General features: G+C 44.1%; 17 protein-coding genes and 1 riboswitch. Of the genes, 8 read left to right on the plus strand and 9 right to left on the minus strand.

Translation table 11 applies throughout. The features are described from left to right. The first annotated feature begins 32 nt into the window (after positions 1-32). Together EXU30_RS04595 and EXU30_RS04600 are read left to right on the plus strand one after the other, a co-directional pair. Entirely contained in the window at positions 33-3,863 is a 3,831-nt protein-coding gene (locus tag EXU30_RS04595) for an ATP-binding protein (protein WP_165398966.1), read from the plus strand. Beyond that, the gene (locus EXU30_RS04600) at positions 3,860-5,263 is read left to right on the plus strand and encodes a CHASE4 domain-containing protein (protein WP_130598034.1); all 1,404 of its coding nucleotides are present in this window, start codon (positions 3,860-3,862) and stop codon (positions 5,261-5,263) included. Before EXU30_RS04595 ends, EXU30_RS04600 begins: the two co-directional genes overlap by 4 nt. 146 nt (positions 5,264-5,409) lie before the next feature. On the opposite strand, the gene EXU30_RS04605 is transcribed toward EXU30_RS04600, so the two are convergent. Then, positions 5,410-6,153 (minus strand): Crp/Fnr family transcriptional regulator, encoded by a 744-nt coding sequence (locus EXU30_RS04605; protein ID WP_165398967.1) that lies wholly within the window; start codon positions 6,151-6,153, stop codon positions 5,410-5,412. 54 nt (positions 6,154-6,207) lie between these two features. Then, a complete protein-coding gene (locus EXU30_RS04610; RefSeq protein WP_130598036.1) occupies positions 6,208-6,978 on the minus strand; it encodes a substrate-binding periplasmic protein in 771 nt (256 codons plus the stop codon). A gap of 103 nt (positions 6,979-7,081) precedes the next feature. Between EXU30_RS04610 and queG the strand changes: the two genes are divergently transcribed. Further along, complete coding sequence (gene queG, locus EXU30_RS04615; protein ID WP_130598037.1) at positions 7,082-8,281, plus strand: tRNA epoxyqueuosine(34) reductase QueG; 1,200 nt, start codon at positions 7,082-7,084, stop codon at positions 8,279-8,281. A gap of 78 nt (positions 8,282-8,359) precedes the next feature. Here the strand turns inward: queG and EXU30_RS04620 are convergent, their stop codons facing one another. Both EXU30_RS04620 and metE read right to left on the minus strand, forming a co-directional pair. After that, entirely contained in the window at positions 8,360-8,662 is a 303-nt protein-coding gene (locus EXU30_RS04620) for a hypothetical protein (RefSeq protein ID WP_130598038.1), read from the minus strand. 222 nt (positions 8,663-8,884) lie between these two features. Further along, entirely contained in the window at positions 8,885-11,179 is a 2,295-nt protein-coding gene (gene metE / locus EXU30_RS04625) for a 5-methyltetrahydropteroyltriglutamate--homocysteine S-methyltransferase (RefSeq protein ID WP_130598039.1), read from the minus strand. 151 nt (positions 11,180-11,330) lie between these two features. Between metE and EXU30_RS04630 the strand changes: the two genes are divergently transcribed. Further along, positions 11,331-12,233, plus strand: a complete 903-nt coding sequence (locus tag EXU30_RS04630) for a LysR family transcriptional regulator (RefSeq protein WP_130598040.1) — start codon at positions 11,331-11,333, stop codon at positions 12,231-12,233. A 43-nt stretch (positions 12,234-12,276) separates the two neighbouring features. On the opposite strand, the gene EXU30_RS04635 is transcribed toward EXU30_RS04630, so the two are convergent. The 5 genes from EXU30_RS04635 to EXU30_RS04655 form a co-directional block, all read right to left on the minus strand. Beyond that, on the minus strand, positions 12,277-13,017 hold the full coding sequence (locus EXU30_RS04635; RefSeq protein ID WP_130598041.1) for an HDOD domain-containing protein: 741 nt from the start codon (positions 13,015-13,017) through the stop codon (positions 12,277-12,279). 145 nt (positions 13,018-13,162) lie between these two features. Continuing rightward, entirely contained in the window at positions 13,163-15,130 is a 1,968-nt protein-coding gene (locus tag EXU30_RS04640) for a TonB-dependent receptor (RefSeq protein WP_130598042.1), read from the minus strand. A 140-nt stretch (positions 15,131-15,270) separates the two neighbouring features. Then, a riboswitch (cobalamin riboswitch) is annotated at positions 15,271-15,481 on the minus strand. Positions 15,482-15,727: 246 nt separating this feature from the next. Then, entirely contained in the window at positions 15,728-16,417 is a 690-nt protein-coding gene (locus EXU30_RS04645) for a hypothetical protein (RefSeq protein ID WP_130598043.1), read from the minus strand. Between the two features lie 272 nt (positions 16,418-16,689). Next, complete coding sequence (locus tag EXU30_RS04650) at positions 16,690-18,672, minus strand: peptidase U32 family protein (RefSeq protein WP_130598044.1); 1,983 nt, start codon at positions 18,670-18,672, stop codon at positions 16,690-16,692. Positions 18,673-18,785: 113 nt separating this feature from the next. Next, the gene (locus tag EXU30_RS04655; RefSeq protein WP_130598045.1) at positions 18,786-19,352 is read right to left on the minus strand and encodes a phosphoribosyltransferase; all 567 of its coding nucleotides are present in this window, start codon (positions 19,350-19,352) and stop codon (positions 18,786-18,788) included. A 342-nt stretch (positions 19,353-19,694) separates the two neighbouring features. Here EXU30_RS04655 and EXU30_RS04660 point away from each other — a divergent pair, with 342 nt between their 5' ends. From EXU30_RS04660 to EXU30_RS04675, 4 genes are all read left to right on the plus strand, one after another. Next, complete coding sequence (locus tag EXU30_RS04660) at positions 19,695-21,194, plus strand: pepsin-like aspartic protease (protein ID WP_130598046.1); 1,500 nt, start codon at positions 19,695-19,697, stop codon at positions 21,192-21,194. Between the two features lie 7 nt (positions 21,195-21,201). After that, positions 21,202-21,732: a GNAT family N-acetyltransferase gene (locus EXU30_RS04665; protein ID WP_130598047.1), complete on the plus strand. Its 531-nt coding sequence runs from the start codon at positions 21,202-21,204 to the stop codon at positions 21,730-21,732. Between the two features lie 73 nt (positions 21,733-21,805). Then, positions 21,806-22,627: an SAM-dependent methyltransferase gene (locus EXU30_RS04670; RefSeq protein WP_130598048.1), complete on the plus strand. Its 822-nt coding sequence runs from the start codon at positions 21,806-21,808 to the stop codon at positions 22,625-22,627. Between the two features lie 106 nt (positions 22,628-22,733). Next, on the plus strand, positions 22,734-22,997 hold the full coding sequence (locus EXU30_RS04675; RefSeq protein ID WP_130598049.1) for a hypothetical protein: 264 nt from the start codon (positions 22,734-22,736) through the stop codon (positions 22,995-22,997). Positions 22,998-23,064 lie beyond the last annotated feature (67 nt).

Raw genomic sequence — 23,064 nt, forward strand, 5'->3', positions numbered from 1 at the left:
CTAATATAACGTCAATTATTGTTGGGGGATGTATGGTAAATAGTGGCGTTAAGTTGTCATTAAAATCTTTGTTTTTGTTGTTTTTTTCTATCGCTTTGCTAAACCAAGCAAGTGCTTATACCGCTATAGAGGTAGTTAATAAAAGCACAACTACAGAGCAAACAGGTGTACGTCAAACCGCTTCAGAGGCGATTGCAGTTACGTCTGATTCAGCCACTAACGAGCGTCAGACTGATACAAATATAATTGACCACCAGCAAAAACAAACCTTCCGTGTAGGTATTCCTGATATCAACGATATAAGTCAGGATTACAATTTTGATTACTTTCAGGGCATTCAGTTTGTTAAAAAATTCTGGCAATACTGGGGCAAGGAGAACAACTATCACATCGAGTTTGTGGTCATCACCTATGCACAAAGCACTGATGAGCTTCTAGAAAAAGGCGCTTTTGATATTGCGGCGCTTACCACCTATCAACCCACTAAAAGTGAGCGCTACGCCTACAGCGTGCCCTATTTCTCGATTGTGCCTGCGGAATATGTATTAAATGAGGCAAAGCAAACTGGCTTAAATATTGGTGTACATTCACCTTATCACTTCAACCTTGGCTGGTCTGGTCAAGCTATTGCTAACCTAACAACAGACAAAAGTTCAGCCAAATTGCTGACAAGTACAGAACCATACGATGTAATTTATAGCTGGCTCCCTAAGCAATTTGAGGTAGAGCTAAGAAAGTCTCAATATGCTGAGCAATACACTCGGGTTAACAATGCTAAACATAAGGTATTTTTAAGAGCAAAAGTAAAACCTGAAAATAAACATCTACTACAGCAAATTAATACATTCATGCACGGGAAAGGCAGTAAATTGGCAAAAGATTTACCACCAAGCAAGAGTGGTAGCCCAATAATTAATGGTCTGGCTCGCAATTTAAGTGATGATCTTCAACAGTACATCATCGACAACCCAATGGTTAATTATGGTTTTTTAACCGACGGAATTTTGCCCTATATTTATGTTGAAAATGGTGTAGCCAAAGGTTACATCGTTGAACTACTTCAGAAAATCACTGAAAAGACAGGTATTGAATTTAGTTACCATACCTACCGCAATATTCCACTTTTGGTAAAAAGCCTAAAAGAAACAGGCGACGTGCGCTTTGTACCCAATGTCATCCAAACCCCAGAACGTATGGAGCAATTCAACTTTTCGACAGCCTATGAGCCTATTACACCGACACTGGCCGCGATTGCTGATCATGAATTTACCCATATTAGTGAGTTAGAAGGTGCAACCATCGCAGTCGTGCCTGGCGCTTATTTCACTAAGAGATTGAGAACTAGCTTATCCCGAGCCAAGTTCATTGAAGCGCAGACCATTCCTGAAGCACTGAAACTCGTCAACAGTAAGCAGGCTGACTTTTATCTGGGTAGCAGTATTAACACCACTTATTATCGCAGTAAGCTCAGTTACACCAATATGGAACTGACGCAAATTGATATTGGCGATCACAACTACAGTTACCGTTTTGGCTTCAAAAAATCAGAGACCGTCCTAAGAGAACTCGTCAACGCTGCCCTTGCTGATATGAGTACCATGGATATAGAGTCTGTGCGCCAGCAATGGATTAACAGCTTAATTATCGACAACTCCAACAACACCCAATACAACCAACTCTACAAACGTAGCTTGCTTGGCTTTGGTATGTTCTTTGGCATCTTGTTGTTGCTCGCTATTATCTTTAAGTGGCAACTTAGGGTAAAAGCCAGCCACCAAAAAGAGTTAGAGGCTGCGTTAGTTAAAGCGCAACAAGCAGAGCTTGCCGCCATTGAAGCGGGGAAATCAAAAACCAACTTTCTGGCAAAAATGAGCCATGAAATCCGCACGCCTATGAACGGTATTCTCGGCATGACCGAGTCGTTAAGTTATACCAATCTATCTCCAGCGCAAACCGACCTGCTCGACACACTAACAGGCTCAGCCAAACATTTAATGGGCCTACTCAATGACGTACTCGACTTCTCCAAGATGGATGCCGACAAGATGGAGTTGGAACTGATTGAGTTCAATTTACAGTCGATTTTACAGGCAAGTTTAGACAACTTTAAATACAAGGCACAAAGTGCGGGTATCGCGTTGAGCCTGGCGATTGATAGCAGTAAAGATCAGTTATTTATTGGTGACCCAAGCCGTTTAATGCAGGTCGTCAACAACCTTATTTCTAACGCGATTAAGTTTACCGAAAAAGGTAGCATTGATATTCGCGCCCATATCATCAAACAACAAGATGATGTATTCACCGTAAAAATCGATATTCGCGATACAGGTATCGGCATCGATAAAACTAAGCTTGCAGGCTTGTTTAACCCGTTTGAGCAAGCGGAGTCTGACACCACTCGCCGCTTTGGCGGCACAGGCTTAGGGCTGGCAATTTGCCGCGAAATTGTTGAAGCGATGGCAGGTGAAATTAAGGTTTCATCCATCATAGGTCACGGCAGTTTATTTAGCATAGTGTTGCCACTAAAGCAGGCTGAGCTAACCTTAACCGAGCATCGTCAAAACCAGCTGCAACCTGTGGTTGGACCGCAATTATATTCACCGCACACCCTGTCGAAACTGTCAGTACTGATGGCTGAAGATAACCCGGTGAATCGTAAAGTTATCACTGGCCAGCTGCACCGATTGGGGATTTCTGCCGACGTTGCCCATGATGGTCAGCAAGCGCTAGATATGGCAAATGCAAAACACTATGACCTGATCATCTCGGACTGTCACATGCCTAACCTGGACGGATTTGGCCTAGCTGCAGCCCTAAGAAATGACAAGAAACATGATAATACTTATCTGATCGCACTGACTGCAGACGCCTTAAGCGGCTCAGCGCAGAAGTGTTTGGACGCAGGCTTTGATGACTATCTGTCTAAGCCTTGCCCACAGGATTTACTGTCACAAAAAATCAGCGCTGTTATTGAGCGTTTAGATAACGATGAGCAACACGACATTCAAACTAAAGCCGATCCACTGGCTGAGTTTGACTACATGGATGAAGTTAATCTTGATGAGTTAAACACGCCTGCTGATGTAAACCTTGATGACTTTGATGAAATAGATGAACTTCATCATCAACTAAGCGACTTTGCTAACTTAGGTCAAAGCCAGACTGAGCAGTCTCCTTATAACAGTCCTGCTTTAGCTGAGCTGCAGGATTTATTTGGTGATATCGAGTTAGTCAGTAAGCAACAAACAAAAGTACAGTCGGATGTTGAGCAACAAGTTCGTGCTCAATTTGAGCTCGATGAGTCAGCAGGTGTTGCAGGCGAACCACAAGATTTAAAAGCTAATGACAATATTGAACAAGACGAAATGAGCACACTCGCCGCAGAGTTTGGTCTTGAGTCAATTGAAAACAAACCTGATAACAGCCTTGAGCCAGCAAACAGCCTTGCACAAGACACAATCTACCAAGCCAACGATGTACCTCGCACCGCGCCATCTTCAGCTAGTTACTCTAAGCAATTGTTTATTGCAGATAAGCTCATCCAACTGAGTGACGATGACACTGAATTAGCGGTCGATATTTTGTCGGTATTTGTTGAGTCTGCTCCCGCAGATATCAGTAAACTGCGTGAAGCCTATGACACTAAATCGAGTGAAACTCACAATATTGCACATAAAATCAAAGGCTCATTGCGCTATCTTGCTGCAGAGTCGTTAGTAGATGCAGTAACGACTATTGAACAATGGCAGCAAATCACCCATAGCGACGAGCAAAATACCCTAGTTGACAGCTTTTTTAACGATCTTGTTGTCATGCTAGAGCAAGCACAAGCCTGGTATCAAACTCACAAGGTGGCATCATGATTTTGAATATTCCACTGAAAAAACAAGTTTGCTTATTTACCATCATCGCGATTGTGATTGCAGTGATTTATCAGTTCACCGTGAGCATGAGTATCTTTGATAAGCTCAGACAAGACGGAGAAGTGCAGCGTCTTAAAAACCTTGGTGAGGTGATCATCAAGCTGGAAACTCGCCGCTTTGAAGATCTTTCCACCATGACCCAGGACTATGCCATTTGGGAGCAAACCTATAATACGATTGAGGAGTTCAATCGCACTGGTAAACAAAAACAAATCTCTACTGCGACCGCAATAATTGAAGCCGAGCAACTGCAGCTATCTAATCTGGTAGCAATGCGCCTAAGTAATAATGCAAACCAAACCGTTAAAACCACCAGCATTTTTGACGACACCACTCATAACCAACTAATGAGTCTGTTTTCAGTTCAAGAAAGCCTGAACCCAGAGAAAGGTATCGTGATTTTGAACGGTCAAATCATTGATTATGTTTCCATGCATGTAAAACAAGCTGAAAACAAACTACATAGCAACGGCATGCTGACTTTCTTTCGTAAACAAAACCAAATGGTCATAGACGATATTGCCGAAGACTTTGGCGTTGATATTCATCAGCAAATCAAAGTCGGTGACGGCAAGCCATTTCGCGTAGAAATAGATGATATTATTACAACCAAGTTGCAGCTACACCAATGGTCTGGCGATACGATTATTGGTAACTTTTCATTGCACCTTAAAGGTAGAGTAATGCCGGTTGAGCTGTCGGTCGCAATCCCTGTTAACCAAACCATGCGCCAAAAACTCAGTATTATTTTGGTAATTCAATCGTCCATTTTGATTATTGCAGCATTGATTTGGGTAAGCTTCATGCGCCGCAAGGTGGTATTGCCAATCAGCGCTGTGATTGAGCAAGTTAATACAGCAAAACAGGTTAATGCCAGCCACCTGCCAAAGCTTGAAAATATACAAAGCGGCAGCCACTTTGAAATTGAGCAGTTAATCAACAATATCAATCATTTCTCGAGCCAACAGCAACAGCAACTTGAACGTTTTAAGCAGTTACTCGATGCTAGTCAGGACCTGATTATTATGGTTAATACTGAGCAGGAAATTGATAGCGTCAACCAAAAAGCGCAGCAATGGCTAACAGTCGATACCAAGCAGCTTGTCGGACAACCTGTGGACTTTTGCTTGCAGCAAGCTTCACCATTTAAGTATTCCATTGCCTATGTGATAAATCAGGTGTTTACCAGCAAACAGCCACAAACTATGCCTGTGAAGCTAAAAAATAATCTGGCTAATTCGCCAGAAATTCACGGTCAAATTGTAGTGAGTTTTTTGATGGATGAGCAGCAACTGCCAAAAGTGATGTTGTCGATTCAGCCTAAGTACAACCTGATATAAGAGCGATACAACCTAGCGTAGTCAGCTAATTATTAAAGCTGCTAAATCTTGAAAACACTAGAATTCACAGGCAAAGCCTAATTGATGATACCCACCGACCAAAGCAGGTGATTAATGGCCTGAAAAGCAAAACGCTAACCCAAAGGTTAGCGTTTTTCATGCCAGTAATATTCAAACTCGTTACTCTGGATCCGCTGATGCAACCCAGGTAAATCCAGCAAGGTGATCCTACCTCGGTCAATGGCTATTAATCCTTCATTGACTAACGCTTTTAAGGTTTCATTGGTGCGTGGGCGGCTCACATTGATAATTTCGCTAAGCAGTTGCTGAGTAATCGACAATGATGGTTTTACACCTGCTGGCGTTTCAACCTTACGCATCATTTCCGTTAGGTAAAAAATCACCTTAGACTCAGGCTTGAAAAAGCTAATATGCGAGCTTTGCATTAGTTTATTGGTCATCCGCTTAGCTAGATAAAACAGAAACTGATACACAGAGCTATCCTGTTGCATTAACTCTACTATTGCTTTCTCTGGGATATACAAAAACTCGCTATCTTGTACTTCATTAACGGCGATATTGGCTTTTAATGAAGCTAACGCTGTCTTAACTGGCGTTAATGCCAAGCCATCATCAATACGATTAACCCCAGCCCAATCGCCTTTACCCACAACCAAAGACACGAGTAACTGCCCATCCAACCGGGTATTACTCATGGTGCTAATACCTTTAGTGCAATAAAGCAGTCCACGAAAAGTCGGGTCATCAAACATTTTGTTCAGTACATCTATGCCTTGATAAGGCTGACTCGCCTCGAGCAATTTTTGCTGCACGTTACTGTCCATTTTGCATGGCCAGTTTATTTCATCGATTGTATACGGCTTACTCAAACTCATATCCTTAATGCCGCTTCGTCACAGTCACCCCTGCTGTGCAAAGCTTATTTATCGGTAAATCTGACTCTTTAATGGTATTGAGTCACTGTTAAACCATTTTTTATATAATTTACGGTATTCGTTTGTGGCTTTAAACTCAACAAGTGTATCAAACCATTGATTAATTATTTGATCCTGCGTTTGTTTTGAAAAAGCAAAGTACAAGGTAAGCTCAGAAAGATTCACAGCCACTTTAACCCGGTCTTGTTCGGCATTGATTAAATTAAGCATGAAAGGCACCCCAAGGTCAGCCTGACACCAGAAACGAATGCGTCCTTTAAGCAGTTGTTGCGCGGTTTGTTTAGGAAAGCTAGCAATAGAAAAGTTACTTAACCCATGTTTTTTTAGTTGATACTCGCAGGCGCCATCACGATAAATGCCTATGCGCCCTTGTCCGATAAGCTCACTAGGGTTAGCAAACTCAGCGTTGTCATCTGCGCGCATATACACAGCAATATTGCCTTCGGCTACAGGGCCAACAAAACTAAAGTGTTCTAATCGTTCAGGGGTTTTGACCATTGAAATCAGCAATACATTGGCGCGGCTACGCCCTAACTGCTGCGCCCTTGCCCAGGGAAGAAAAAAGATGTCTTGGCGCATACCCAGGCGCTGCTGAATGTGATTTACCAACTCAATAGCAAAGCCTTTATGCTCTCCATTTTGATGAAAACTTACTGGTGGCCAGTCTTCAGCAATAATGGTTAAACGCTCATCGGTGGCAAATGCCCCACGTGATAAAAAAGCATATAAGATTAAAATAACCGCAGCGGCGAGCTTCAATAGTGACTCCTATTATAATTATTTGTCTCTATGCGACTTGCATTGGCGTATAATCGACAACGAACAACACTCGCAGATAAATCAACCACATGGTTCAACACGCATGACACAACAACCCCAAGCCAATAGCGGTAACACCTGTGTGACCTCGTCATATTTAAGTGTAACCGAACTAGATGAACTTGCTGGCAAAATCAAAGTTTGGGGTCAGGAATTAGGTTTCGCTCATGTCGGCATTACTCACGTCGATTTATCTGCGCATGAAAATAAACTACAGCAATGGTTAGACAACAACTACCATGGTGAAATGAGCTACATGGCAACCCATGGCATGATGCGCGCTCGCCCTGCAGAGCTGCACCCAGGCACAATTAGAGTGATCAGCGCGCGTATGGACTATCTCCCACCCAACGCCGGTTTCGCTACCAACCTTGCTGACCCTAACCTAGGTTATATATCCCGCTACGCTGGCGGACGTGACTATCATAAACTCATGCGCCAACGCCTTAAGAAACTCGGCGAGAAAATTAGCTCCCACTGTGAAAGCTTAGGTTCTAGCAAGCACAATTTTCGTCCTTTTGTCGATTCAGCACCTATTCTCGAGCGGCCACTCGCTGACAACGCAGGCCTAGGTTGGACCGGCAAGCACACCTTACTTATTCATCCAGAGGCCGGCAGCTGGTTCTTCTTAGGTGAGCTGCTCGTTGATATTCCACTGCCAATTGATGAACCAATTGCGCCGCAATGCAACACCTGCATAGCCTGCATAAAATCTTGCCCAACCGATGCCATCGTGGCTGAAGGTATTGTCGATGCCCGCCGCTGCATCTCCTATTTAACTATTGAGCTTCAAGGCGCCATCCCAGTTGAATTTAGGGAAGCTATTGGCAATCGCATATACGGGTGTGATGACTGTCAGTTAGTGTGCCCGTTTAATGCGAGCGCGCCACTGACCCAAGAGCGCGACTTTCACACCCGCGACAACCTAATTCAGCCAGATTTGCTCACCCTATTTGCCTGGGATGAACAACACTTTTTAACCACAACTCAAGGCAGTGCTATCCGCCGTATTGGCCATAAAAGCTGGCTAAGAAATATTGCTATTGCGCTGGGCAACGCGCCATACAGTGAAGATATTGTTCAAGCGCTACAAGACAAGCGCAGCTCACAGCAAGTTGATGACATGGTAATAGAACACATCGACTGGGCAATAGAGCGACAGCAAACTAAAAGCGTTGAGATTAGCCGCAAAACCCAAAGGGTTATCAGAACGGTACAAAAAGGCTTAAGCCGCGATGCTTAAACTAGAGATGATGAGTCGATAGCAATGTAAATTAGCTAACTCGCCATTAGAGATCTAACGTGGCATACCGAGCCCAAACTAGCAACGGCGCGGGCGAGGTAGCTTAGGTAGCTCGAGTCCTACGTGAAGTAAGCGTACCATTAATGGTAATAATGGCATTAGCACAAACCACACAGCCAACGGCATAAAATCAGGTTTAGTGTCGCACACGGGAGCGGGTTCCATATGACAAGTGCGAAACTCATCATTTTGATTAGCAAATGAATAATCTGGCGTAATGTTAATCGCTTCAACTGGGATCATTACCTGGCCAAATGCTTGAGCTGGTAAAATGCATAAACACAGAACAAACAGCATAAACTGACGATTAAAAAACAACACATTTACCTCCCATCATACGATTAACCACTCACATTATTCGCCACAAATGTTCTTCAAAGAACAGACAGAGCGCTAAATTTCAGTGCGTATAGTTAAACGGCAATCGTCAATAAGATAAAGCGGTAAATTTTATGGATTTTTCATTTGTTGATCTGCAACAGCCTTTCAAGACAAAAGCGAACCTGTATCACGGGTTCGCTTTTTAAGGTTAAGTTAAGACTGTTAACACAATTGGCGTCTAAGTTCTCTTGTTGCTGCAACAATATTAACCAATGCAGGCTCAACCTCATCCCAAGTTCGGGTTTTTAAACCACAATCTGGGTTAACCCAAAGTCGAGACACAGGGATTTTATCCGCCGCTTTTTGCAATAAGTGAGTAATATCTTGCTGTTTAGGAATGTTCGGTGAATGAATATCATAAACACCAGGGCCAATCTCATTCGGGTAAGCAAAATCCTCAAACGCATCAAGTAATGCCATTTGCGAGCGTGAAGTTTCAATGGTAATTACATCCGCATCCATTGCCGCAATCGCTTCGATAGTATGATTAAACTCGCTATAACACATATGGGTATGGATCTGGGTTTTATCCTCAACACCGCAGGCACTTAACCTAAACGCCTTCACCGCCCAATCAAGATAACCTTGCCACTCACTTTGCTTAATCGGTAACCCTTCCCTAAAGGCTGGCTCATCAATTTGAATAATACCTATCCCAGCTTGTTCAAGGTCTACAACCTCATCTCGTATCGCCAGTCCAATTTGGTTAGCAATCACCTCGCGCTCAATATCTTCGCGGGCAAACGACCAATGTAAAATGGTAACAGGTCCAGTCAACATACCTTTCACTGGCTTGTCAGTTAGGCTTTGAGCATAGGTTGTCCAATCTAGCGTCATTGGTTTCGCGCGGCTAACATCACCATAGATGAGCGGCGGTTTAACACAACGTGAACCATAGCTTTGTACCCAACCTTTTTGCGTAAAGGCAAAACCTTCGAGCTGCTCGCCAAAATACTCCACCATGTCGTTACGCTCTGACTCACCATGAACCAGCACATCAATGCCAATACTCGACTGACGTTCAATGGTGTCTTTAATCACCGCTTTTATATGTTGTTGATAATCAAGCTCAGCAAGCTCGCCTTGACGCCAGCGGCGGCGCAGACCTCGAATCGCAGCAGTTTGCGGGAATGAACCAATCGTTGTAATAGGCAAACTTGGCAGTTTTAACGCATTGGCTTGTGCAACTTGGCGCTGCTTGTACGCACTGCCGCGCTCAAAATCTTGCTCAGTGAGATTATCAAGACGTTGATAGACGGCCTCGTTACGCCTTGCACTACGTGCTTGCTTACGTTTGGCACAAAGGCTACGTATATGTTGGCTGCGCTCACTTTGTGGATGGGTAACAAGATGCCCCAGTTCAGTTAGCTCATTGAGTTTTTGCTTGGCAAACGCCAGCTGCAGTTTAAGCTCATCATTAAGCTCAGTCTCAGCATCAAGATCCACTGGGCTATGTAGCAACGAACAAGATGGCGCCAGCCAGATTTGCTCATCATAATCATTGATTAAGCTTTGTACTTGCTCAGCAATATCGTCAATATCTGCTGCCCACACGTTGCGACCGTTAATGACCCCCAGCGACAGCACTTTTTGCTGTTCAAGCGTTGGTAAAAACGCCGCTGCAGTCTGGTTGCCCGCAATCAGGTCAATATGCAGACCTTCAACCGGCAGTTGATTTACAAGCTGGGCATGGTGCTGAATGTCACCATAATAACTAGCGAGTAAGACTTTAATAGACGAGGGCTTGCTATCAGCAAAATACTGATAAGTTTGGCTAATCGCCTGCTGCCAGCTCTGACTCAGCTCGCTAGCGAGTATAGGCTCATCAAACTGCACCCAAGTCACACCTTGCTCTGCAAATCGCTGTAATATAATTTCATAAACTGGCAGTAATTTCGTCAATAGTTGCAGCTTGTCGAACTCGCCTTTTGCTTGAGACAAGGCTAAAAAGCTCACCGGGCCAAGTAACACAGGTTTTGGCTGATGACCGCAGGCTTTAGCCTGCTCTACCTCTTCAAAGATCTGTTCAAATGCCAACTCAAACACCTGATCTTGTTCTAATTCAGGTACTTGATAATGATAGTTAGTATTAAAAAACTTCTTCATTGCGCTCGCACTTGCTTGCTCGCCATTCACCTCAGCGCCTCGGGCAATATTGAACAAAGTGTCTAGGGTAATCTTTGCTGCAGTGCCGTCTGCATTGAGTTGGCGATGGCGCGCCGGAATAACATTGAGCATCGCGCTTAACGTTAAAACATGGTCATAGTATGCAAAGTCGCCAACCGGAATAAACTCGATACCGGCGTCAGCCTGCCATTGCCAGTGAGTTTGCTTAAGGGTTAGCGCTTGAGCTTCTAACTGCGCCTGATCAATCTCTCCGCGCCAATATTGCTCTAAAGCGAACTTTAACTCGCGATCACGACCAATCCTTGGAAATCCTAAGTTTGTAATTTTCATACCCTTTTCTCCTAACACAGCAGTAATTGTTGCCTATATGTAAAAAAATTACACAGGCGTCTGGACGTCTAGAAGTTTATTGTGTTAGTCTGAATGCAATCAATCGAATTGATTTCAATGGCAACGTGAACAGATTTCATGTGGGGACAAAATGATAGAGCTAAGACACCTTCGCACTTTAATGGCGTTAAAAGAGAGCGGCAGTTTAGCGGGCGCAGCAAAGAAGCGCTTTGTAACTCAATCTGCCTTGTCACATCAAATTAAGGAACTGGAAACTCGCATTAACTCTGCGATTTTTGTTCGTAAAAGCAAACCGTTAGCCTTTACCCATGAAGGTGCGCGCTTGCTCGATCTTGCCGAAGAAATTCTGCCGAAAGTGATCGAAACTGAGTCTGATCTGAAACGCGGCCTAGAGGGAGAAGCCCAAAGCTTTAAACTGGGCATCGAGTGTCATAGCTGCTTTCGCTGGCTAATGCCTGTCATTGAAGAGTTCAAAGCTCAATTTCCACAGGCACAAATCGATATTTCTAGCCGCTATGCATTTGACTCGCTCAATGCGCTGCAGTCTGGTGAGCTGGATATTGTATTGACTTCAGACCCTGTGCCGGGGCACACGGTGTCGTATCAACATCTATTCGACTTTGAAGTTAAACTTCTGGTTTCGACCGAGCATCCACTTGCTGCAAAATCTGTGGTTGCGCCAAGCGACTTAGGCCAGCAAGCCATTATTAGCTATCCAGTGCCGCTAACTAAACTTGATTTATACAAACACTTTTTGGAGCCAGCAGGTGTTGAACCTGGAGTGCAAAAGCAATGTGAGCTCACACCTATGCTGCTGCAACGTGTCGCCTGTAATGACGGCGTGACGACTTTGCCGAACTGGTCTATGAATGAGGGTCAAGGCTTGAGCTTGAAAGCGCTAAAACTAGGCAGTGAAGGATTGAAGAGGCCGCTGTTTGGTGCGTATCGTCGCAACACAACCAACACCAACCTCATCCATAAATGGTTTGAGCTAGTCGCTCAGGAAGGGCTAAAACTACAGCGCATGAATTAATACCGCTTTACAGGAACAGCTCACTTATAAAGCAACTGCTCGCTTACAAAGGGTTAATCAGCAGTTGTCTCTTGGCCAATACTCGCCTTAGCACAAGCCCTGCCGAATTAGGGTTTGTGGTTTGTGCGAGGTTATGGGCAACCATAAACTCCTGCTTTAAATCGTCATCTAAGCCTAAATTTTCAAACGCATCTAATGACAACGATTTTTGTTGCTTATCAATTATCGACTTTACGATTCGCAGTGACAGCGGCGGCTCAGCATTGGCATTTAAATAAGCAAACGCAGTTAAAGTGATCACCTGGCCAAACACACTAAATAGCGCCAGGGTTTGCACTTCGTCAACATCAATATTGACCTGCTTGCCTGCATCAACATCTTGCTTAATTAACTCTAAAGCAGAGCTGGCAATATCCTCAGTTAGCTGCCAATAACCGTGTACTAACTTACGGTATGGCTCAACTAAAGCATCAAGTCGCTCTTTTAAATAAAACGCAAAAGCGTAGCGATAAATATTCACCTGCCCTAAACGGATAAGCGCATCTTTCACACTGCGATTTTTTGATTGCACAGCGCCTGCGGCTTGAGCTGAATTGGCGCGAATAAGTAAGTGCGCAGCTAACGCGGGGTCGGCCGATACTGTATCGATAACCACACGAATATCAGCTTCATTGATTAAGGCTTTTTTTAGCGGAGTGAGAATGTCTCGGCGACCTAACACTTGCTCTTCATTGCTAATGATAGCTCGTACCTGATCGAACACTTCACGCTCTAATGACGTCATATTTATCCAGCACCTTGTTATTATTTTTACCTTGGAATTTATCCATAGAAGTGAGCCCTAGGTCAAGCTATCAGCACCAAAGAATACAAAAAAAGCCAGCATAGTGTGCTGGCTATTATCTTCAATGCTGTCTCTATCAAATTTATTAGAAACGGTAGCCTGCGGTTAAACGAATTTCACGCCCAGTACCTGAGTAGTAACCATTACCCCAAGTTGAGAAATAACCAGAGCTAACATACTGTTTATCGAACAGGTTATCGACACGTAGGCTAGCTTTCCAGTCACCACGGTTATAGTTAACTGCAAGGTTAGTCAGCAGGTAACTATCAATCTTGTTCCCAACATTGGCATTGTCGCCCTGCATGAAGCGATCGCCGGTATAGCTCGCCTCTAAAAAGGTTTGTAGGTTGTCAGTGATATCGTAGTTAATAAAGCTGCGACCTGAATGCTCAGCAACCCAAGACAGCTTTTTGCCTTTGTTAACGCCTTCGGTAAACTCAGCATCGATATAGTTATACTCGATACCCCACAACCAAGCTTTGGCGAAACTAACTTCGTATTTTGCATGTACGCCGTAACGACGCGAAGCTTCCGCGTTAACGTTAGCGCCGTTGAAGTTACCACCCTCAGGCTTTTCAGCACTTGGATCAAAGATGATTTCATCTTCAAGGTCTAAACGGTAAGCGTTGATGCTAATCGCGTTGGCACCGCTTGCAAAGTCCCAACCGGCTTCATACGAGCGACCAACCTGAGGTTTTAGACCAACCACGCCTTTAGGTGTATAAGCTTGCTCATCAACCTTAGCAAAACGGAAGTTATCATCTGCGCGCACATATAAGCGTTGTGACTCAGTTGGACGATAGTTCAAACCTAGCTCAAATGCATGAGCTGACTGGTCTAGATCAACACCTGCAGGATAAACCGCTTGGTCGACTAAATCGTCTTTTGCTTTCGCATAACGGCCACCCACAACGTAAGACACACTGCTCGTTAATGGCACGGTTGCATGGACATAGCCACTTAACTGAGTTTGGGTATTGCTACGCCCCATAGAAGAAAAGTCAGCCTTGCCGCTAAGAATGTCTGCACCAGCAACAATGGTCATTTCACCCTGATCCAACTGGTAAGTACCAACAGCTTTAGGTAAAAAGGCGAATTGGCTGCGTTTGTTACGACTAGCTGACCAGTTAAAGCTTGTGGTCAAAGTATCTGTATAACTAACACCTGTATCAATTGCCCACTGCTCAGAGAGTTGACGCACATAACCCAAACGCGTTGAGTTGGTCATTTCATGGGTATATTTGCTGCTGTCATTATTTGAATGACGTGGGTCCTTGTTGAACTCATCTTCACTAATCGCGCCAGCAAGCAAACGATGGTTATCATAGTAGTTGGCCTCAACAAAGAAGTCCTGCACGTCATCAGCGTATTGCAAACGACCTAAAATAGAAGCGGTTTTACTCTCGTTATTCTTACGGTAATTGTCTGAATTCTTTTGACTACCCGCTAAAAAGTAGCGCCAGTTATCGTTAATCTCACCAGCGATATCACCTTTAGCTTCTAACGTATTAAAGCTACCGCCAGAAAGCTCAATACCACCGCCACTGGCTTGTGGTGCACGGGTCACAATATTGATAACGCCGCCAACAGCCTGATCACCGTAAAGCACACCAGCACTACCTGAAAGCACTTCAACACGTTCAATTAAGTTAACTGGAATAGCACCAATTGTTGGCGCAGAAATATCGATGTTATTCAAACGACGGCCATCAACTAAAATGAGTGTGTTATTTGCCGCACCTGATGAACCAAAGCCGCGCATTGAAAATACTGGGCCGCTGTTGCTATCAGAAATTTGAATACCCGCCTGGTTGCGCAGTAAAGACTCAATGGTAGTTGCGCCGCTCATTTCAATCTCTGCAGCGTCAATTACCGTCACATTGGCAGCCATATTAATTGGGGTTTGCTCACTGCGACCAATGACCACGATCTTTTCGATGTCTTGGTCATTTGCGCCGCTTGAAGCCGTTAATTGCTCATCAGCAGCTTGAGCGGAAGAAATGCTAAAGAATGCACTGATAGCCAATGCAGTTAATGTTGGTTTAGTACCCATTTACCTTTAACTCCTAAAAGGAAAAATGGGGCAGGAATGCCGTCATACATAGCCAAGTTGTTTCTTATAGGTGTTAATAAGCAAGCAGCTTCACCGAGAATAACTTGAATATCACACTTCGAGATCTGCCCACCGAAATCTTCGAAATCATCTTTAGGGCCGGTCTCCGGACTTAGGTTCTATATCGCTTTGCAGCGATATACAAATGTCGGTTTTAACGCTGCACATTAAGTAATGCCGCGCCCAACATTCTCACCATTCACCGTTGCGGGGGCAGTAACAGGTTCACACTGTTTTCCCGATTATCCAATAGTGTTTGTCACTATCGGCACCACAAAAGATTGATCATCATTTGCACTCGCATACCATCCAGTATGCGAATGAGGCGTGATTATATACAAGTTGCAGCCCCAGCGGGAGCGATAAACGACTGAAAAGAGAATATTTCATTTAGGACGGAGCAGAGTTGCTGTAAAGCCGCTGAAACTGTTGTAGATAATAGCTGATGATGAGCTTGACTCATGTTAGGCTGCGGATGAAATAGGGAGTAAATGAAAGAATGAGGAAAGTGAGTTGAGAGTATAGCGAGCAAAGAAATTAATCCTTTGCCATAAACTCGCGGTAGTTTTCAACTGTGATGGGCGCATTCTCAACGGTGAAGGTTTTGGTGCGCATCGACTTGTGGATCAGGTACATATCTTCGCTGCCGCTAACCACAGTAAAGTAGCCTATCTCACCTTTTAGCTTGGTTAAAAAGGTTTGCGGCGCAAATGGTGTGGCGTGATGAATATTTGGCATGACAGTGCAGCCAAGAATGCCATGCACTGCGGTTAAGTCATCAACTTTTGAACCACCAAGCTTGTGATAAATAATCTCGCCTTCGCAATGGTCGCGGTATTTATCTGCCATGGTGTCTAAAAAGCGCTCTGGGTCAACGTCATTCGCTAAACCTTTAAAGCCTTGCATACACACCATGCCGCTCCAGTCGTTAAGTGATTCGTTAGCAGGAATAAACTCAGCCATAAACATATCACCTAAGATTTCATGAAACGCCAGCTTCCAATCTTGCGGCGGTAAAAAGCCGAACTGCTTAGCGAACTTAGTTAGCTGCTGCACGTTTTGCGGCATGCCTAAGTCTTCTTGCTCGCCAGAGCCGATGGCAGGTAAAACATGGGATTGTTGAGGGGCTTGATTAACTGGCACAGACTTATCAACCGCGCTCACCACAAGCGGAGTGCTTAATAATATAAGCCCTCCTATCAGTGCTAGCTGAGTCGGTTTATTCATCGTCCATGCCCTAAATCATTGCTCACTTGGCGCAAAGGATGCTGCGCGTAAGGTGCAATTGTTTATCTAAAAGATAGTCCAATATCTAAACAGTATATCCTATCAATAACAGGATTGGATAAAAATTGTTTTATTTAACACCATATTAGCAGAATTTATGACCTTTAGTTGTAGCGGTTGCCAACAGCAAAAATCAAAAAAGCCGAATATGAGCAGCACTGATGCGGCATATTCGGCTTTTTCTTTTAACCCATTTATCGTTTTAACGATAACTAACGCTTAACTAGTTGATTCGAGCCAACAATCATCATTTCACACTTCTGGCAGTCAAACACTAATTTAAGCTTGTCTTTGCCAATATCTAGGTGCATTGGCTCAGCTTTAATGCCTTCTACTTCTTTCGGACATAAATTAAAGCTATATCGTAAGCAATGCTTAGTCACCATCAACGGCGCATCGGTGAGGATCTTATTTTTCTCATAGGTGTCTTCAATTTGAATCACACCATGCTGCTCATAAAAGCTACGGGCTTTTTCGTTGGCAACATTCGATAAGAAACTCAGCGACTTTTGTGGGTAAGTGGCACTCGCATCATACTCGCCACGCGTTGGGCGCTGATAACCGTCAATACGCACCTGCGTTAGCTTTTCAATGGCTTCGCGACGCAGCTCGTTCACTTGCGAGGCTGGCATAAACCACATTTGCTCAGTTCGCAGCTTGGCTTGATTAAGCACAAAGTCAGTTGAACCTAACTTACCCAATTGCTTTTTCAAGTTAGCTGCGGTTTTCGCCTGGTCATTAGCGGCTTGTTTGTCACACTCTAACTCTACTGTCGCTTCAAAGCCATGAACGTCACGCATAGTCAGTGCGATGCCATTGTCAGTATCTGTTAACAATGCATCAACTGCCACTTTACGCTTGGCTGACTCTTTGTTTAACCCTAACTCAAACTTATGGTCAAAGTTACGGAACATCATCACGCCAACTTTTAAATCTTTTGGCATTTCAGTGAAATGCAGCACATTACCATCAGCGCGATTCACCCTTAAGCCAGCAATTTTATCGTCAGACAAACGCTGCTTTTCAAAGTGCTCCACAAAGTAACAAAGGCCGTCACCATTATTAAAGGTGATGTCTTTACCCGCTTCAGTGGTATCGATTTCAATAAAGTCTTTGCCCATACGCTTAATCCGGCCGATTTTCTCACCAATAAACTTAGGCGAGCTAAAGTGCTCAATCGTTTGGGTACGCTCAGTGACGAAGTAGTCTGTTTTACCGCGGTTAAAGCTCTTGTCAGGATCTGGCGTGAAGTTAAACTCACAGCGACCATGAGAGATAGACTCTAGGTCATCACGACGGTCGATAATGGCATCAAGCTGCTGACGATAATGTGCGGTGACGTTTTTAAGGTAAGTAATATCTTTTAAGCGGCCTTCAATCTTGAATGAAGTCACGCCAACATCAATTAAGACTTCAAGGTTTTCGGTTTGGTTATTATCTTTTAGCGACAATAGGTGTTGGTTCTCAGCAAGCACTTCACCGTCACGAGTTTCCAGGTTACAAGGCAGACGGCATAGCTGCGAACACTCACCACGGTTAGCACTGCGGTTAGAAAACGCATGACTTAAGTTACATAAACCACTGTAGCTCACACAAAGCGCACCATGAATAAAGTACTCAAGCTTCATCTTGGTATTATCGGCAATGGCTTTAATCTGCGGCAGATTTAGCTCACGAGCTAACACCACCTGAGTAAAGCCGACTTGCTCTAAGAACACCGACTTTTCAGGAGTACGGTTATCCATTTGCGTACTGGCATGCAGCGCAATTGGTGGTAAATCTAATTGCAATACGCCCATGTCTTGAATAATTAACGCATCAACACCTGCATTGTATAAATCCCAAATTAGCTGCTGCGCTTTATCTAACTCGTCATCCATTAAAATGGTGTTCAACGCTACAAATACTTGGGCGTGATACTGATGGGCAAAAGCACATAAACGCGCAATATCTTCAACACTGTTACCAGCATTGTGACGCGCACCAAAAGCTGGGCCGCCAATGTATACCGCATCGGCACCATGGCGAATCGCCTCAATACCATAGTCAGCATTTTTCGCCGGAGCTAACAATTCTAATTGACGTTTACTGCCGTCTGCTGCTGGCGTAATTTTTACGTTATCCAACACGAGCTCGCGAGACTCTTGAGCAGGGGTTTGGAAGGTTGCAGGATTAAAAGTTTCTACAGAAGCCATAGGGTTATTCATCGCAAAAAGATAAAAAAGTGCGCCAACAACACTGTTGACGCACTCTTATCAATAAAACTAATTGAGCTTATTCTAACAAAACTGAGTTAAAAATACCCAGCTTAGATAAATAAATCTTGGATGTTCTTTAAGTCAGACTTGCCGTTAGCAATTTCATCCGGCGTTAAACCAGACACTTCATGCGGGAACACTAGCCATTCTTCAGACTCATGAATGAAGTAATCAGGCTTCAAATCTACCTTGGTGTTCTTTGGCTTGTAGTAAGGGCAAGCAATACGAATATCTTTAGGCGTGTTTAAGCGCATAAACTTGTTTAGCTTTTTAATCAGCGCATCAACACTGCGGCCTGAGTCGAACACGTCATCAACAATCAATAAACCGTCGTCAGCGTTAGCATTTTCAATAATGTAATGCAGGCCATGTACTTTGATGTTTTTATCTTGCTTATCGGTACCAATACCATAGTAAGAAGAGGTACGCACAGCAATGTGGTCAGTCTCAACTTGTTTAAAGTCAAAATACTCTTGTACCGCGATACCAATTGGAGCACCACCACGCCAAATACCCACAATAAACTGCGGTCTAAAGCCACTTTCATATACTTGAGCAGCGACTTTGAACGAGTCTTCAAGTAGCTGCTGAGCGCTAATATATAATTTATCTGACATTGGTGAACCCCCTCTAATTTTTGTGCGGCGAATTCTATATCAAATCAGCGACTTTTGCTGCCTGCTTACATCAAAAAAGCGCAAAAATTGTCGAGACTGGATTGCAATAGTTGATTAATCGAATTTTAGCTAGCCCAAGCTACTAATACTTCCCTAGTACTTTCTGGTGAAATAAGCTAAAAAACTTATCGAGATATCGTGCCGTTAGTGTAGATTAGACAAAGCTTGAGTAAAGCGCGAATGCCAACAGCGGCAATGTGTTAGCGAGCAATACTGAGAATTATCGAATAATGCTCGGCAGAACTAACACGGGACAAAAATAAAAAGCACTGGATTGCAAACATGAGTAACTCTCACCCATTGGCCTTACCCTTGGTTAATATTTACGCCAAGGGCGGCTACTGCGTTACATTTGAAATTGGTAGCGAGAAAACGCCGGTAAACCTGATTGTTGATACAGGCAGTAGCACCCTGGTTGTCGGCCAACTCGCCTACAAACCCGAAAACGACACGAGTTTAACCGCAACACCTTACGCACAAGCGGTTAAATATGGCTTAGGCGGTTGGGACGGCCCTTTGGTGCACACTGATGTCACCATAAGTAATGATGTATTCTCAATCACCCTTGAGCAATGCCCATTAGCCATAGTCTCAACCATGGAGCAGCGTAAAACCTTTGCTCAGGCCAATGGTATTTTGGGACTCGCCTATCGCCAACTTAATCCAGGCTATGACTTAACCGAGTACCTTACTGAAGAAGGTCATGACCCGGCTGTCACCTACCCTTGGCCATTTGCTGAACCTGGCTCTGTTTGCCCGCATGAACATAGCGAAATCCAGCTAGCCCATGAACAGAAACAAGAGCAAAGCCAGCAAAGCAATAATGCCAACGCACAAGTCGAAGCAGCGCAATGTGACGATGCCTTTAGTAGTAACGATCTTGCTCGCTTTAAAGCATTTCTTCGACAGCAACCAGAACAAGACATCATCCCCTACTTTACCGAATTAGAAACTCAAGGTTTGTGTGCTAACAAGTTCGCTTTTTATTCTCAGCGCAGCAGCATCCATCACGCCACTGACAACCCAACTACAGAACAATTAAAGCAAGATCCACTTAACCAAGGCTGGTTAATTCTCGGCGGCGGTAAAGAGCAAACCCAGCTGTATCAAGGCGAATTTCAACATATTAAAGTAGAGCACGACGTGCACTACAACGTCACCTTGCTTGGCATAAAAGTTGGCGATTTCGACATGATTGAAGCTGCGCCATTAAAACCCCAATACGACTACTTTTTAACGAATGCCATTGTCGATACGGGCGTTAGCGGCATAATGCTGACCGACGTGTTATTTGAAGGCTTTAAGCGTAATCTGGCTGAACTAAAGCAGCAGCGACAAGCAGCAGGTTTACCCGTGCAAGATTACTTAAACTTAATTGCCCCTTTTGTCGATTTGACTTACCAAGATGTTGGCATTGATGCCAGCGAGCTAGATCTAACGCTCTGGCCAGATATTACCTTTGTATTTGCAGGGCATAGCGAGTGTGACGGTACACCTCACAACGATCACCATCACGACCATCACCACGACCCAGATAACCCTGAGCCTATGATGCTCACCTGCAAGCCACATGACTACTGGCAGGTAAACGCGCCAGCCAAAGGCAAAGCGTGTTTCAAAATAATTGGCAAACTTGCAAGCTGGGCCAACCAAACCCTGGTCGGCTTGCCGCTACTCAATAATTACTATGTGATTTTTGACCGCGAAGAACATGGCACAGGAGTAATTCGCTTCGCCGAGCAAAAACCGCCACATGGCGTATTACCGCAAGTAGAGGCCTAGCAAACAGATGCAATTAAACTTTGCCACCCCACAACTCAACATGCGCCTGTTAAGCAAAGATGACTTTGCGCTATTTGCCTTACTCTATGGCGATGAGAAAACCATGCGTAAAATTTGCGCACCATTTGATGCTGAGCAATTAACTAAAACGTTCGAGTTGGCGCTAACTCGAACCCATGACCAACACTACCGTTACTGGATGTGGGTAATAGAGCATCAAGGTAAAGCCATTGGATTGCAGAGTTTAGGGATAAGAAAAGCCACAGATAATGACGCAGACATCGGCATTATGTTACTGCAACAAGCACACGGAAAGCCCTTTGCCATGGACGCCACCATCGGCTTAGTGAGCTTTGGTTTTAAGCATCTAAATTTTAGGCGTATTTATGCTGAGTTTGACCATAAAAACCTTGCGACTAAACGTATTACCAAACGATTGAATTTCACTTACGAATCAACACAAGATACGGATAACAATAAGCAAACAGCGCAAAATTCGCTCACTTGTTATCTAGAGGCTGAAAAATGGCATTTTTAACTGCCCATACGTCGCACAAACTGTTAACTTACTGTAAAAAACCAACAAACTAATAACCTTAGGCGCTATTACAATGAAAGGAAGTTTAACCTGTGTCGGCCTTGGCATGACACTAGGTGCCCACATTAGCCCAATAAGCAAAAGCTATATCGACAATGCAGATGTGGTGTTTTCTGGCGTGTCTAACGCCATCGTTGGCCTATGGTTACAAGAAATGCACCATGACGTGCGCGACTTACAGCAATACTATCAGCAAGGAAAATCACGTAACACAACCTATCAACAATGGGTCGATGCCATGCTAGAGCAAGTTCGCCTTGGCAAAAATGTCGTCGGCGCATTTTACGGTCACCCAGGGGTATTTGCTAAAGCGCCCCATGTTGCGATTGAACAAGCCAAGAAAGAAGGCTTTGATGCCAAAATGCTACCTGGTATATCTGCCGAAGACTGCTTATTTGCAGATCTTGGCATAGACCCAGGTCGGGTAGGATGCCAGCAATACGAAGCCAGCCAGTTTATGTTTTATCGTCGTCAGCTCGACCCATCTGCCTATTTAATTTTATGGCAAGTAGGTGTGGCTGGAGATAGAACGCTAGGCCGCTTTAAAACTGGCAGTGCTCATAGGCAACTTTTAGTCGAATTGCTGCTAGAAACCTACCCTGCACAGCATGAAGTAATTTTGTATGAAGCGGCGGTATTACCTATCGATAAAGTACGTCAGCAGACGGTGACGTTAGGCGAATTAGCAAAAGCGCAAGTCCACCAGCACACCACGCTAGTTATACCACCAAGCGAAAAGCTGCAACAAAACCCAGATATGCTTGCACGAATAGAAAAGCTAGAAGCTGACCTGCTTGCCCAATCGGAGGCTGCAACAGATACAAAGGCTAGCTAACAGGGATATCTAGGCTGTGGATAAGTTAGATAGCAAGAACTTAATAATAAACCAACGACATTTGCAAAGTACTAGCAGGATTTGCAATAAAAATTAAGGAGATAAGATGTCAAATATCATTCAACTTTTAGAGCGTATGGGTCAAGATGCTCAGCTACAAGATGCGCAGCAACTGGCTCAAGAAATTGCTCAAGCTGAGATCTCAGCAGAGCAAAAGCAAGCACTTGTTAATCAAGATGCGCAAGCGCTTCATAAAGAACTAGACGTTTGTCCTGATGTTGTTTGCTTAATGGTTCCAGATAAGCCTGATGAACCAGATGAAGACAACGATGATAAACCAGACGAAGTCCAGTTGAAGCGTCTGGCATAACCTTGATGGGCAAAGGTAACATGTTCAAGAACTATCTAAAATTGGTGGCATTAACCTTTGCCCTAAG

Source organism: Shewanella maritima (genome assembly GCF_004295345.1).
In the GTDB taxonomy this organism is placed as follows: Bacteria; Pseudomonadota; Gammaproteobacteria; order Enterobacterales; family Shewanellaceae; genus Shewanella; species Shewanella maritima.